The sequence below is a fragment of the Halorubrum gandharaense genome, assembly GCF_054654575.1.
On record NZ_BAAIET010000002.1, the window covers coordinates 986811 to 999350 of the forward strand.

The 12540-nt window shown below is 67.8% G+C and carries 11 protein-coding genes and 1 pseudogene; 3 read left to right on the forward strand and 9 right to left on the reverse strand.

Going from position 1 to position 12540, the window contains the following annotated elements; all coding sequences use genetic code 11:
* Position 1: 1 nt before the first annotated feature.
* Entirely contained in the window at positions 2-550 is a 549-nt protein-coding gene (locus tag ACYQ07_RS13995; protein WP_459882658.1) for an HIT family protein, read from the reverse strand.
* 216 nt (positions 551-766) lie between these two features.
* Between ACYQ07_RS13995 and ACYQ07_RS14000 the strand changes: the two genes are divergently transcribed.
* Positions 767-967 (forward strand): DUF7835 family putative zinc beta-ribbon protein, encoded by a 201-nt coding sequence (locus ACYQ07_RS14000; RefSeq protein ID WP_459882661.1) that lies wholly within the window; start codon positions 767-769, stop codon positions 965-967.
* A 118-nt stretch (positions 968-1085) separates the two neighbouring features.
* On the opposite strand, the gene map is transcribed toward ACYQ07_RS14000, so the two are convergent.
* Complete coding sequence (map, locus tag ACYQ07_RS14005) at positions 1086-1991, reverse strand: type II methionyl aminopeptidase (RefSeq protein WP_459882664.1); 906 nt, start codon at positions 1989-1991, stop codon at positions 1086-1088.
* A 103-nt stretch (positions 1992-2094) separates the two neighbouring features.
* Entirely contained in the window at positions 2095-3024 is a 930-nt protein-coding gene (locus ACYQ07_RS14010; protein ID WP_459882666.1) for an isoaspartyl peptidase/L-asparaginase, read from the reverse strand.
* 122 nt (positions 3025-3146) lie between these two features.
* On the opposite strand from ACYQ07_RS14010, the gene ACYQ07_RS14015 reads away from it, so the two are divergent.
* Together ACYQ07_RS14015 and icd are read left to right on the forward strand one after the other, a co-directional pair.
* Complete coding sequence (locus ACYQ07_RS14015; protein WP_459882669.1) at positions 3147-4091, forward strand: glycosyltransferase; 945 nt, start codon at positions 3147-3149, stop codon at positions 4089-4091.
* 145 nt (positions 4092-4236) lie between these two features.
* Positions 4237-5499 carry an isocitrate dehydrogenase (NADP(+)) gene (gene icd, locus ACYQ07_RS14020; RefSeq protein ID WP_459882671.1) on the forward strand — a complete coding sequence of 421 codons (1263 nt, stop codon included), beginning with the start codon at positions 4237-4239 and terminating at the stop codon, positions 5497-5499.
* 992 nt (positions 5500-6491) lie between these two features.
* Here icd and ACYQ07_RS14025 read toward each other — a convergent pair.
* From ACYQ07_RS14025 to ACYQ07_RS14050, 6 genes and pseudogenes are all read right to left on the reverse strand, one after another.
* Positions 6492-6698, reverse strand: a complete 207-nt coding sequence (locus ACYQ07_RS14025; protein WP_459882673.1) for a hypothetical protein — start codon at positions 6696-6698, stop codon at positions 6492-6494.
* Between the two features lie 142 nt (positions 6699-6840).
* The gene (locus ACYQ07_RS14030) at positions 6841-8190 is read right to left on the reverse strand and encodes an OFA family MFS transporter (RefSeq protein ID WP_459882675.1); all 1350 of its coding nucleotides are present in this window, start codon (positions 8188-8190) and stop codon (positions 6841-6843) included.
* Between the two features lie 147 nt (positions 8191-8337).
* Positions 8338-8520, reverse strand: a complete 183-nt coding sequence (locus ACYQ07_RS14035; RefSeq protein ID WP_459882677.1) for a hypothetical protein — start codon at positions 8518-8520, stop codon at positions 8338-8340.
* Positions 8521-10224 carry an L-lactate permease gene (locus ACYQ07_RS14040; protein WP_459882679.1) on the reverse strand — a complete coding sequence of 568 codons (1704 nt, stop codon included), beginning with the start codon at positions 10222-10224 and terminating at the stop codon, positions 8521-8523.
* A 276-nt stretch (positions 10225-10500) separates the two neighbouring features.
* Entirely contained in the window at positions 10501-11346 is an 846-nt protein-coding gene (locus tag ACYQ07_RS14045) for an eIF2B alpha/beta/delta subunit family protein (protein ID WP_459882681.1), read from the reverse strand.
* A gap of 805 nt (positions 11347-12151) precedes the next feature.
* A pseudogene (locus ACYQ07_RS14050) lies at positions 12152-12487 on the reverse strand (glutaredoxin family protein); the annotation flags it as partial.
* Positions 12488-12540: the final 53 nt, after the last annotated feature.

Genomic DNA, 12540 nt, shown 5'->3' on the forward strand with positions numbered 1-12540 from the left:
GTTAGTCGAACGAGAGCCGAACCGCGTCTCCGGCCTCAGCGTCGCCCGCATCGACGACGTGCTCCCCGCCGGCGAACCCCGCGTGGAGGTCGCGGTAGGTGGCGTCGACGCCCTCGACGATCACCTTCGTGTCGCTCACGACCGGCATGAAGTTGGTGTCACCCTCCCAGCGCGGGACGACGTGTGTGTGGAGGTGGTCGACGGAGCCGCCGGCGGCGTCCCCGCCGAGGTTGAGCCCGGTGTTGAACCCCGCCGGCGACCGGTCCCGCGAGAGCGCGTCGATGGTCGCCGCCTTCAGCCGACCGTGGTCGAGCATGGTCGTATCGTCGAGGTCGCCCCAGCCGTCGACGTGGTCGTCCGGGATCACCATCGTGTGGCCCGGGTTGTACGGCGCGTTGTTGCACAGCACGTAGTTGTGGTCGCTGCGCGCGACGACCCGAGCCTCGCGGGCGTCCTCGTGCTCGGGGAGCACGCAGAACGGACAGCCCTCGATCGGGTCCGCCTCCCGCTCCACCCAGTCGATGCGCCACGGCGCGTAGATCTGGTCCATGGATGGCCGTCGGCTCGGTGCCGCTTGAATCCCGGCGGTCGCCGGCGGGAGTAACTGGTGCGGCTGCGACTCGTTTTGGTCGTCAATGTGAATCTGCTGGCCGCAGGAGCATCCGGAAAACCACCCGACTGGGGCGGGTTTTATCGGATATCCATTCATAATGATTTCAGAACTTGTACACAAGTCTTTATCGCCGTTTCCGGCGTTAGTGGAGGCATGGCGACTCAACCCTCCGACCCCGACGCGGTCACGGAGAGGTGTTCCGGCTGCAAACGGGACACCGTTCACGATGTCCGCGTCGAGATTCGGACGGAAAGCGACAAAGCGGAGAACGCCCAGTTCTCCCGTGAACCCTACCGCGTAGCGGTGTGTTCCGACTGTGGGACGGAGACGGCAACGCGGATGAACAACGTCTGACCGGCCAACCACGTCGAAAGGAACCGGGTCGGTGGACGAACGCGGCGGCGACGGCGGCCACTCGCGGCTCGGCCGAGGACAAATGCGCTTTTCCCGCGTTTCGAACGGCGAGCCCGGCTCAGTCGAACGAGTGAATCCCCGCCGTCGTCACCTCGATGCCGTCCTCGGTGACGATCAGCGTGTGTTCGGCCTGGCTCACGAGCGCGTCGTCGGCCTCCTTCAGAACGGGGTAGCCCTTGACGATGTTCTGGCGTTTGAGCCGCTGGAGCGCCATCTCGGCGCCGTCGCCCTCCAGCCAGCGGGCCGCGAACGGGAGGTCGTCGAACTCGCTGATCTCCTCGAGCGCCTGTCGCGCTCGGCGGTCGCGGACGCTTTTCTCCCGCTGGAGCTCGAAGATCTCCTCGGACGTCCCCTCACCCACCTTGCCGCGGCCGTCGGTCGCGAACGGCTCGATGGCGACGACCTGGCCCGGCTCCAGCTCGACCGACCGGTCCACGCCCCGGTTCGGCACGTTCGGCCCGGTGTGGGCGTCGTACCGCTGGACGCCGTGCCCGGAGAGGTTGAGTACGGGCGTGAACCCGTAGCCGCGGATCACGTCCTCGATGGCGGCGCCGACGGTGCCGACCTCCACGCCGGGGCCGGCCTCGTCGACGGCGGCCTCAAGCGCCATCTCCGCGGCCTCCGCCAGCTCCGTGTTGCCGGTGTGATCGACCGTCACCGCGGCGTCGGCGATGTAGCCGTCGACGTGGACGCCGATGTCGAGACACACCATCTCCTCGCCGAACTCGGTGTCGTCGTCCCGCCCGGGCGTCGCGTGGCTCGCCTCCTCGTCGATGCTGAGATTCACCGGGAAGGCGATGCCGGCGTCGTGCTCGCGGATGTAGTCCTCCGCCCACTCGGCCACCTCGAGATGGGTGCGGCCGGGGTCGACCATCTCGCGCGCCTCGTTCATCGCGTCGACCAGGATGTCACCGGCCTCCCGGTAGCTTGCGACCGCGTCGTCGTCGAGGGATCCGTAGCTCATGAACGGCGGTTCGGCGAGGGGGCGCAAAGAGGTTGCGGGAGCGCGCCGAGCGCGACGGTCGCAGCGTAACGCCGCCGACAACCGAGCGACGGTCGGTCCGCGCCTACAGCTCGTCGACGACGCTCGTCTGCATCCCGTCGGTGTTGAACGCCGATCCCGCGCCGCCCTCGCCGAGGACGATGACGCCGGCACCGGAGCCCGTCAGCTCCTCGAACTCCGCGATGGCCGTGTCCGCAGCCTCCTGAGCACTCAGGCCGTCCTCCAGATGGCCGACCGCGCGCTCGGTGAGCGTGACGCGAGCGATGTCCTCGCCGGCGCCCGTCGAGGAGGCGCCGCCGGCCTCCGTACAGAAGAACCCGGATCCCACCTGCGGTACGTCACCCACGCGCCCGGCGAGCGCGAACGAGCGGCCGCCGGTGGAGGTGGCGCTCGCGAACGTCTCGCCGTCGAAGGCGACGGCGCCGACGGTGTCGTGGTCCGGCGCCTCCCGTTCCGAGCGGTCGTCCGCCTCGGCCTCCGCCTCGTCGGATCGCTCGCCGGCCTGATCGTCCCCGGATCCGAACCGCGTCTCCAGCCACTCCAGGTGCTCGCGCGGACCACCCTGCGGCGGGTTCTCCTCCTCGAACCGCTCCCGTTTCTCGTCGGTGAGGAGGTCGGCGTCCGTCTCGATCCCGAAGTCGTCGGCAAGTTCCACGGCGTGCTCTCCGGAGACGAAGATGTGCGGCGTCTCCTCTTGGACCACGCGCGCGACACTCACCGCGTGCTCGACGCCCGGCATCGAGCAGGCGGCGCCGACCGCGCGGTCGGAGGTCATCACGCCCGCGTCGGTGCGGACGACGCCGTCGGACTGCACCGCGCCGCCGTAGCCGGCGTTGAAGCGGGGGCTCGACTCCAGCACGTGGACCGCGGCCTCCACCGCGTCGAGGGGCGTGTCGGCGTCGCCGCCGGCCGCGGCCGCCTCGTCGAGAACCGCCTGTCTGGGCTCCGGTTCGTCGGGCAGTCCGCCCGCGCCGCCGTGGACGATTACGCGCATACCCGAGGGTCCGACGGCGCCCTCTTAAGGCTCCGGAAAGCGGACGGCGAGGGCGGCGGCCTCACCACGGTTACGTCCCGTCGGGCGGCACCTTTTCGGTCCCGCTTCCCGTCGGGACGCCCATGGACCGCCCACCCGTCTCCGTGCTGTTGCCCACGATCCGGTGGACGGACGCCTGCGACGAAGTCGCCGGCCAGCTGCGTGAGGACGACGAGCTGCTGGTCGTCTGCGATGACGCGAACGATCCGGTTGCTGAACGCCGTGGTGACCACCAAGACGGCAGCCGCGGCGTCCTCCCGTCGGGCGTCCGGATCGTGCTCGCCGGCGAGCCCGCCGGCTGCTCGGGGAAGGCGAACGCCATCGCCGCCGGCATGGAGGCGGCCGCCCACGAGCGGGTCGTCTGGACGGACGACGACTTTCATCACCCGCCCGACTGGCTCGACACGCTCGCCGCCGACTACGACCGCCAGGGGCCGACGACGGAGATCCCCGTCTTCGTCGGCGAGGACCCGCTGGCGACGCTGCTCGAACCCCCGTACCTGATCGGCGGGTCGCTCGCGGTCGCACACGCCGGGGTCGCGTGGGGCGGCGCGGTCGTCTTCGAGCGTGGCGATCTCGACGAGGCGGCGTTCCTCCGTGACCTCCGGCGGTCGCTGAGCGACGACGGCGAGCTCACGGAACACCTCGACGAGGTGACTGCGGCGAGACGCACGCGGACCGTCCCGTGTGGCGGCTCGATCCGGGAGTCGCTGGAGCGGTTCGTCAGGTTCGTCGCCATCACGCGCCAGTACGCCCCGCTGGCGACCGCCGGCAACGTCGTGCTCGCGGTCGTGCTCGCGGCGGTCTGTCTGGTCGCGCCCGTGGTCGGCGGCGCGCTCGTCATGGGGATCGCGGCGGCCGCCTACGCCAGCCTCGGCGTCCGCCGTCCGTCGTTCCTCCTCGCGGTGCCCGCGGTGCTCGCCGGACCGCCGCTGCTGGCGTACGCGTTCGCCCGCCGGTCGTTCGTCTGGGCGGGTCGGCGCTATCGCTGGCGCGGACGCCACGACGTGACGGTGCTGTCGGAGTGAGGCGGCCGTCGAACCCCGAGCCGACAGTCGTCGTAACCGGATGCAGTCGGCCGATTTTGGCCGTCTTGACGCCCGCTCCGTGAAATTCCCGACCGGCGGGAAAACGGCAGGCACTTTAGGCCGGTCGTGGAACTCCCGAACGTTCATGAGCTACGACAAGGTCGAAGTCCCCGAGGACGGCGAGGCGATCACGCTCGCCGACGAGGAGACCGGCGAGCTGAACGTCCCGTCGAACCCGATTATCCCGATCATTCACGGCGACGGCATCGGCACGGACGTCGGTCCGGCCGCACAGCAGGTGCTCGACGCCGCCGCCGAGGCGACGGGCCGCTCCATCGCCTGGATGCGCGTGTACGCGGGCTCGTCCGCCCGCGAGAAGTACGACGAGAACCTCCCCGAGGACACCGTCTCGGCCATCCGCAACCACCGCGTCGCGATCAAGGGCCCGCTGACGACGCCCGTCGGCGCCGGCTTCCGCTCGCTCAACGTCGCGCTCCGACAGACGCTGGACATGTACGCCAACGTTCGGCCCACCTACCACCTCGACGGCGTTCCGTCGCCCGTCAAGAACCCCGAGGCGATGGACATGATCACCTTCCGTGAGAACACGGAGGACGTGTACGCCGGCATCGAGTGGGAGGCCGGCACCGACGACGCTGAGCAGGTCCGAGACTTCCTCGAAGAGGAGATGGAGGTCGCCGACGTCATCCACGACGGCCCCGTCGGCATCGGCGTCAAGCCGATCTCCGAGTTCGGCTCCAAGCGCCTCATCCGCGAGGCCTACGACTACGCGCTCGAAAACGACCGCGACTCCGTCACGCTCGTTCACAAGGGGAACATCATGAAGTTCACCGAGGCCGCCTTCCGCGACTGGGGCTACGAGCTGGCCGAGGAGGAGTACGGCGACGAGCTGATCACCGAAGATGAGCTGTGGGACGAGTACGACGGCGAGCAGCCCGAGGGCACAGTCGTCGTCAAGGACCGCATCGCCGACAACATGCTCCAGCAGCTCCTGACGCGGACCGAGGACTACTCCGTCATCGCGACGATGAACCTCAACGGCGACTACATGTCCGACGCCGCCGGCGCGCAGATCGGCGGGCTGGGAATTGCGCCCGGCGCCAACTTCGGCCACGGTCGCTGTCTCGCCGAGCCCGTCCACGGCTCCGCGCCCAAGTACGCCGGCGAGGACAAGGTGAACCCCACCGCGATGATCCTCTCGGGCCGCGAGATGCTCGACTACCTCGGCTGGTCCGACGCCGCCGACCTCGTGCGTGACGCCGTCGAGGAGACGATCTCCTCCGGCAAGGTCACCTACGACCTCCACCGCCAGATCGAGGGCGGCGAGAAGCTCGCGACGAGCGAGTTCGCCGACGCCGTCGTCGAGAACATCGAAAAACTGTCGTAGACAGTTTTTCTACCCTCCGGTCATAGGCCGGAGACATCGAAATACACTCTTAGAGCGTTTCTTTCTTTGTAACCGGAGGATGGCACCGTCCACAACTCCCTTATAAACACCTCGCGCAATCACGACGTACCCCCGACAGCAGCTATTACGTCTTTTCAGTGGCTCTCCGCTGTCACAAGTTCTGACCCAGCTTTGGTCTATACAGATTCCCCGATGAGCGATTTCGGGAGTGAGTGTTGTACGTGGTTGGATGAGTCGTTTATAAGCGGGGCGTTGGTGGTGTTGTGGTTCGTTTATAAGCAGAGATTGTCCGGTGAGTTGCTGGTTTTGCGCTGGTGAGGGCCGCCTGCAAAGCCCCAGCCGGCTCCGGTCGAGGGTTCCGGAAGACGGTCCGGCTCGCGCTTTTTAAGCGCTCGCCGGCTGCGACTTCCGTCGTCCCGCTCGCTGCTCACGGCTTCGCCGTTCGCTATCGAGGGCTCCCTGTGGTCGCCCTCGCACGGCTCGCGGGACCCTCGCTGCTCACGGCTTCGCCGTTCGCTATCGAGGGCTCCCTGTGGTCGCCCTCGCACGGCTCGCGGGACCCTCGCTGCGCGCTCAAAAGGCCTCTCGGCACCGCTCGGCCTTTTGAGTGCTTACGTCGGCCGTCTTCCCGGAGCCGGCTGCCCCTTTGAGTCCCACCCCGCCCCGCGACAGCACCGCGCCTCGCGCCTCCCCAGCCTCGGCAGACGGGCGCCGGCGGGAAACCGCTCCGCCGGCGCCCGCTGCCTCCCTCGCGCTCCGGCTCGCGCCCTTAAGAGGGCGCTCGCCGGGCGCGCCACCGCACCGCCCCGTTTATAAGGTGATTGCCACTAAGTTTCTTGACCGTTATACGCCTCCTCGCCGACGGCGACGAACTGCAACACTCACTCCCTATATCGCTCAACAAGCTGTCTCTGTCGACCCGCTGTTTCAGAGAATGTTGTATCTGAAGACCAGGATCTCAACGGAGCCACTCAAAAGGGCTTGTCGCCGCGGCCGGCGTGCTCCTCGGTACGGCTCTCCTGTTCGTCCTGTTCCGCGCGTTGCGTCCGGTTTCGGGCAGCTTCCTCGGGAGCCGCTTCGTTCCCTTCGAGCCGGCCGAGGAGGGACGCGAGCGCCGCGCCGCCGGCGAGAAGCACCAGCAGGGCCGGGATCGCGTACGAGGTGCCGCCGGCGGTCAAGGAGTGCGGCGACCGCCCCGAGTATCGCGATGATGCCGACGCCGGCGATCAGCCGTCGGTGGAGGGCGGTGACCATGGCACCCGTCTCTCACGGGGAGTGAAAAGCGTTGGCCGAAAGCGAAAACGCAGTCGCCCGCCGCGCTCAGTGCCGTTCGCCCTCGGGCGGCCGCAGAATCAGCGCGAGGAGTCCGGAGGCGACCGCCAGCCCGCCGGCGAGGAGGAAGCTCGCGTCCCAGCCGAGCACGCCGACGAGCCACGCGCCGACACCGCCGCCGAAGACGCCACCCCACATCTTGCTGGAGTAGAGCAGCGCGTAATTGGACGAGGAGTGGGTCGGGCCGTAGTAGTCGGCGACCGTGCTCGGGAACAGCGAGAACTGCGCGCTCCAGAAGAACACGGCGACGGCGACGGTGAGGATGTAGCCGATCCCCGTCTCGAAGATGCCGGAGGCGACGATGCCGAACGTCGCCAGCCCGGTCGTGACGAACGACACCGCCATCACCTGTTCGCGCGGGAAGCGGTCGGAGAGCCCGCCGACGACCAGCCGCCCGCCGCCGGACGCCAGTGGAAGCAGCGTCGCGGCCGCCGTCGCGGCGATGGCGGTGAGCTGCAGATGCTCGGCGTACAGCACGACGCGGGCGGTGATCATCAACCCGGTCGTGGCGACCAGCGTGAACATCAGGTACATCGTCCAGAACTGCCAGGTCCGAATCGTCTCCCGCCAGGTGTACTCCTTGATCGACCCGAGGTCGTCGACGGCCGACTCGTCGGTCACACCGGTTTCGTCGTCTTCACCGTTCTCGTCGTCGGCGCCGTCGTCATCCTCGTCACCCTCCCCATCAAGCGTCGCCGCTTCGGGGTCGAACTCGACGTCCTCGTAGCCGCTCGGCGGGTCCCGCATGAAGTAGGAGCCGGCGAGGATGCCGACCGCGATGATCGCCGCCATCACCGTCAGCGCGCCGGGGAGCGCCTCCGGAGTCGCGTTCGCCCGAATGTACGGGACGAAGATCGCGCTCCCGGCACCGAACGCCATCGTCCCCACGCCGGTGGTGAGCCCGCGTTTGTCCGGGAACCACTTGATCGCCGTGTTGACGGCGATGGTGTAGACGATGCCGACGCCGACCGCGCCGATGCCGTAGGCCACGAACAGCTGCCACGTCGTCGCCGCGTAGGCCGTGCCGAGGTAGCCGCCCCCGGCGAGCACGCCGGCGAGCGCCGTCAGCAGGCGTGGACCGTGCCGGTCGCGGTACCAGCCGGCGGGGAACTGCGTCAGCGACATCACGATCACGTAGAGGGTGAACACGAACCCGACGACCGCCAGCGAGGCGTCGAGACGGGTCGCGAGCGGCCCCTCCAGCGCCGACCAGACGTACTGGTAGGGGCTCACGAGCGCCATCATCACGACGGCGGACGCGAGCTGCCACCAGCGCGAGTAGCCCAGCACGGACTTCGCACGGGCGTCGTAGTCCACCTCCTCGTGCGTCTCGTTCATGCGGCGGTTCCTCGGAGCCGGCCGTCGGTGCTCTCGGGGTCGTGCAAGCGTATGGGAACGGCACTTCCGGACGTACTTAGCTTCATCCACTGCGGCGGATTCGACCGGGTGAAGACATCGCAGCGGACGCCTTAGTGGGACGTTCCCTTAGGCGGGTGTCACGTCAGTTCGACGGAGGCGGAGCCCGACGGGGATCGCCGCGCCGACCGCGATGGCGACGAGGCCGACCACAGCCAGCGTCTCGTTCCCGGCCATCGAGCCGTAGCTGATGAGCGGCATCGCCAGCGTCAACAGCAGGAACGCGACGGTCTGGAGTCTGATGGCGTCCATTCAGGCCACCCCCAGGAAGCCGACGGTCGTGAACACGACGATGGCGACCCCGATGGCGGTCGCGACGGCGGCGACCCACGGAATCGTCCGCCGGAGCACGTCGCCCTCCTTTCCGACGATTCCGACGGCGGTGGTGCCGAGGATCACGTTCGCGGGCGAGATGGCGTTCCCGATGGCGCCGCCGGCGGTCTGGCCGGCGAGGATCCACGACTCGTCGGTGCCGAGCGCGCCGGCGGTCTCCTGTTGGAGCCCGCCGAACAGGATGTTCGAGGCGGTGTTACTCGAGGTCATGAACGAGCCGAGCGCCCCGATGAGCGGCGAGAGCAGCCCGTACGTCGCCGGCGTGGACACCTCGGCTATCCCGCGGGCCAACACGGCGGTCTGCCCGGTGTAGTCCATCACGAGCGCCATCACGAGAAAGCCCATCACCGCGACGGTCGCGGGAATGGCGGTCGCGAGCACGACCCGCCCGAGGCCAAGCGCCGGCTCCTCGCGCCGCGCGGCGGCCGCCTCGTAGTGGCCGGTGACCCGGTAGGCGACGTACGCGACGAGCGCGGACAACAACAGGAACGAGCCGGGATGGGACAGCGGAGCCAGCCCGTCGCCGGCCCCGACTGCGGCGGTTTCGACGCCGTATCCCGTCTCGACTGCGGGGAACGGTACGACGAACTCGGCGGTCGCGAGCAGGTCGCCGAGCGGTTCGACGGCGGCCGTCACGAACGCGACGACCGCCAGCACGATGAACGGAAGCGCCGCGAGCGGGAGGCTCATCAGCCCCTGGTCGTTCTCGTCGGCGGCGACCGCCTCGGCGTCCACGATGCCGCCGTCGGTGACCGCGGACCGCTCTCCGGGCGTGCCGGCGGGCGCGATCCGCTCGGCCATCGCCGGCGTCACGTCGACGCTCCCGCTCTCGCTGGCGTACGGCTTCAGCAGCGCGAGCGGTGCGAGCACGAGCAGCGCCAGCGAGGCGGCGAGGAAGTTCGCGAAGGCGGGCTCCCAGAACTGGATGCCGACCAGCTGACCGCCACCGTGGACCAGCGAGACGACGGCGATCATCGGGAGCGCGTACAGGACGGCCTGCGTCCGGCCGTACATGTACGCGATGGTGACGCCGGCGACGACGTTCACCATCCACAGGAGGACGCCGGCAGCGAGCGCGGTCGCGAGCACGCTCTGCATCTCGACGAGTCCTTCGAGCGTCACCCACGCGACGCCGAGGGTGCCGAAGGTGTTCGCCCACGCGTGCCCGACCAGCGGGATCGCGACCGCGTAGACGGGTTTGACGCCGAGTGCGAGCAGCAGCGGCGCGACGACGACGATGGGCGTGCCGAACCCGGAGATCGACTGCATGAACGAGACGAACACCCAGCCGAAGCCGAGCACGAGAAACAGCTCGTTGTCGGTGAACGTGCTGATCTCCTCACGGAGCGCATCGAACCCGTCGGCCCGGTCGATGACGTGGTAGAAGACCAGCGCCGGAATGATGATGTAGAGGATGAACACCGACTCCCAGATTCCGACGGCGCTCGCCACCGCAACGTCGGTGACGCCGGCGCGATACGCGCCGAACGCCACGAGAATCGCCGAGAACATCCCGACGGCGGCCGCCTCGTGGGCCTGCCACCGGAACACCACGAGCGTGACGAGCAGCAGTACGAGCGGGATCGCGGCGAGCCCCCAGTGGAGGAGATCAACGGGTGGCAAGATCTCTCTCCGTTTCGACAGGATCAACTGAACGTTTGTTTGTAAATACTGCTTTTGAGATACAATCAGGTGCGTTCATAGATTTTAGGTGGTGTTTCGACACCATATATCGTGACGATCAAAACGTTCGGTCATCCCTACTAAACGGTTGATTAATACGTCATCCCCAAACGGTAAACACTACCCAGTGATCAGGTTCTCGGAAAGGGATAGATACGTCTCACAGGTGTGCAAAGACGTTTAAGGTAACACCCGCCGCCCCGGTTAAGTCACGGACTACCGCTCCTCGACGCCCTCGTCGGTGATGATCGTGTCGATCATCCCGATCGGGGTGGCGTCGTAGGAGGGGTTCTCGACGGTGACGTTCTCGATCGGCTCGCGCATGACTTCCACGTCGTCGCGGAACTCGTTCTCGAAGCGGAACTCCTCGATGCGCTTGGCGCCGGACCCGACGACGCTGACGGGGACGCCGAGCTCGCGGGCGGTGACCACGACGGGGAACGTCCCGATCCGGTTGTAGTGCGTGCCGCCGGTGATGCAGGTGATCCCGAGGAGGACGCGGTCACAGTCGCGGAGCGCGTACCCCATCGCGCCGTCGACGACGATCCGCACGTCGACGCGATCCATGCCGGCGAGCGCCCGCGCCGTCCGGCGGCCGAGTTTGCGCGGACGCGCCTCGGTGACGTAGACGGTGAGGTGGTTGCCCTCCATCGCGGCAGTTTCGATCGCCTCCAACACCGTCGTCGAGTAGTCGTGGACGAGCAAGGTGTCGCCGTCGTCGATCCGCTCGGCGGCGTTGTCGGCGGCGGCCGCCTTCGCCGTCTCCACGTCGTCGACCACGCGCTCGATGGTGTCCTCGAGCAGCTGTTTGGCGCCCTCCACGGTGGTCGCCTCGCCGACGACGGAGCGTTCGACCTCCCGCATCGCGTTGTGGAGCGCGGCGTGGGAGGGGTTCGACCGGCGGAGCACGCCGGCATTGTGTTCGAGGTCGCGCTCGAACTCGTCGACCGTCATATACTCGCGTTCCAACAGGTCAGCGAGCGACCGGGTCGCCTTCACGGCGACCACCGACGTGCTGTGGGTCCGCATCGCCCGGATCTCGGCGACCGTCTCGTCGATCATAGTCGAGAGTTGGCGCCGCACCTCAAAGGGGTTCCGGGGTTGGCGACGATAGCGATGAAAGCGGCTCCGTTGAAATCCGATTCTTCAGTCACATGATTCCAAAACAGCAGTCGATAAAGAGTGCTTCCTGATCGACATCGGGAGTAGGTATTGCAACCGACGGCATCGGTGAGAGCTTATAAATGGCCGTGAGAGGTTCCGCTGCTCCCTTATAAATCTAGACTGCGGTCGGCGCGCGCGAGGAACGCGCGCGAGGGAGGTCGCCGGCGGCCGCGGGACCGCTCCGCGGCCGCCGGCGACCGAGGCTGGGGAGGTGTGAGGTGCTGTGCGGTTGCGGTCGGGTGGGACTCAAAGGGGCAGCCGTTCCCGCCGCAGGCGGGAAACAGCGAGACGGTCTCCCGACCGTCTCGCCCGTGGTCCGGGAAGACGGGCGACGTAAGCACTCAAAAGGCCGGGCGGTGCCGAGAGGCCTTTTGAGCGCGCAACAAGCCCCTCGACCGGAGCCGGCTGGGGCTTTGGAGCTGTTCGCCGTCGTGCTCACCTCAGCAGCCACTTATAAACGATCCACAACCCCACCCACATCCTACTTAGAAACGTCGAACCCGCTCACGTGATACACGTACTCCCGGAGCCGGTCACTGGCGTATCTGTTCTAATCGGGGTGTGAATGCCACTCTCTACAATTTCAACACAGCAAAAATCGGCTTCACACGCGTCGAGTGGTCGCTTAGAACGGTGCCTCGGGACCCGCGCTCCCGGCATCACCGGCGCCGGTGTCGTCGTCGACGGTATCGGGGTCCACGCCGAGTTCGGCGGCAAGCTCGCCGCGCTCATCGAGCTCCTCGAGCACGTCGCTCCCGCCGACGAACTCGCCGTCGACGAACGTCTGCGGGATCGTCTCCCACCCGCTGCGCTCGGCGAGCGCCTCGCGGAAGGCGTCGGTGTTCTGGAGCACGTCGACGGTCTCGAACTCGTCGCGGTACTGGCCGAGCAGCCCGAGCGCCTTCTTCGAGTAGCCGCACTGGGGCATCCGCGCGGTGCCCTTCATGAACAGCACGACATCGTTGGTCTCGATGGCGTCCGCCACGCGCGATTCGACCTCGTCGGCGTCGAGTCCCTGCTGAGTCGGGTCGAAGGTCATGGGCGTCCGTTGCCGACGAACGAGGATAGGGGTTGCGCTCGGGGAACGCGCCG

Coding starts and splice junctions, on each gene's coding strand:
- ACYQ07_RS13995 (WP_459882658.1), bottom strand. CDS start 550: ATGGACCAGATCTACGCGCCGTGGCGCATCGACTGGGTGGAGCGGGAG.
- icd (WP_459882671.1), top strand. CDS start 4,237: ATGAGCTACGACAAGGTCGAAGTCCCCGAGGACGGCGAGGCGATCACG.
- ACYQ07_RS14045 (WP_459882681.1), bottom strand. CDS start 11,346: ATGATCGACGAGACGGTCGCCGAGATCCGGGCGATGCGGACCCACAGC.
- ACYQ07_RS14035 (WP_459882677.1), bottom strand. CDS start 8,520: ATGGACGCCATCAGACTCCAGACCGTCGCGTTCCTGCTGTTGACGCTG.
- ACYQ07_RS14010 (WP_459882666.1), bottom strand. CDS start 3,024: ATGCGCGTAATCGTCCACGGCGGCGCGGGCGGACTGCCCGACGAACCG.
- map (WP_459882664.1), bottom strand. CDS start 1,991: ATGAGCTACGGATCCCTCGACGACGACGCGGTCGCAAGCTACCGGGAG.
- ACYQ07_RS14015 (WP_459882669.1), top strand. CDS start 3,147: ATGGACCGCCCACCCGTCTCCGTGCTGTTGCCCACGATCCGGTGGACG.
- ACYQ07_RS14000 (WP_459882661.1), top strand. CDS start 767: ATGGCGACTCAACCCTCCGACCCCGACGCGGTCACGGAGAGGTGTTCC.
- ACYQ07_RS14030 (WP_459882675.1), bottom strand. CDS start 8,190: ATGAACGAGACGCACGAGGAGGTGGACTACGACGCCCGTGCGAAGTCC.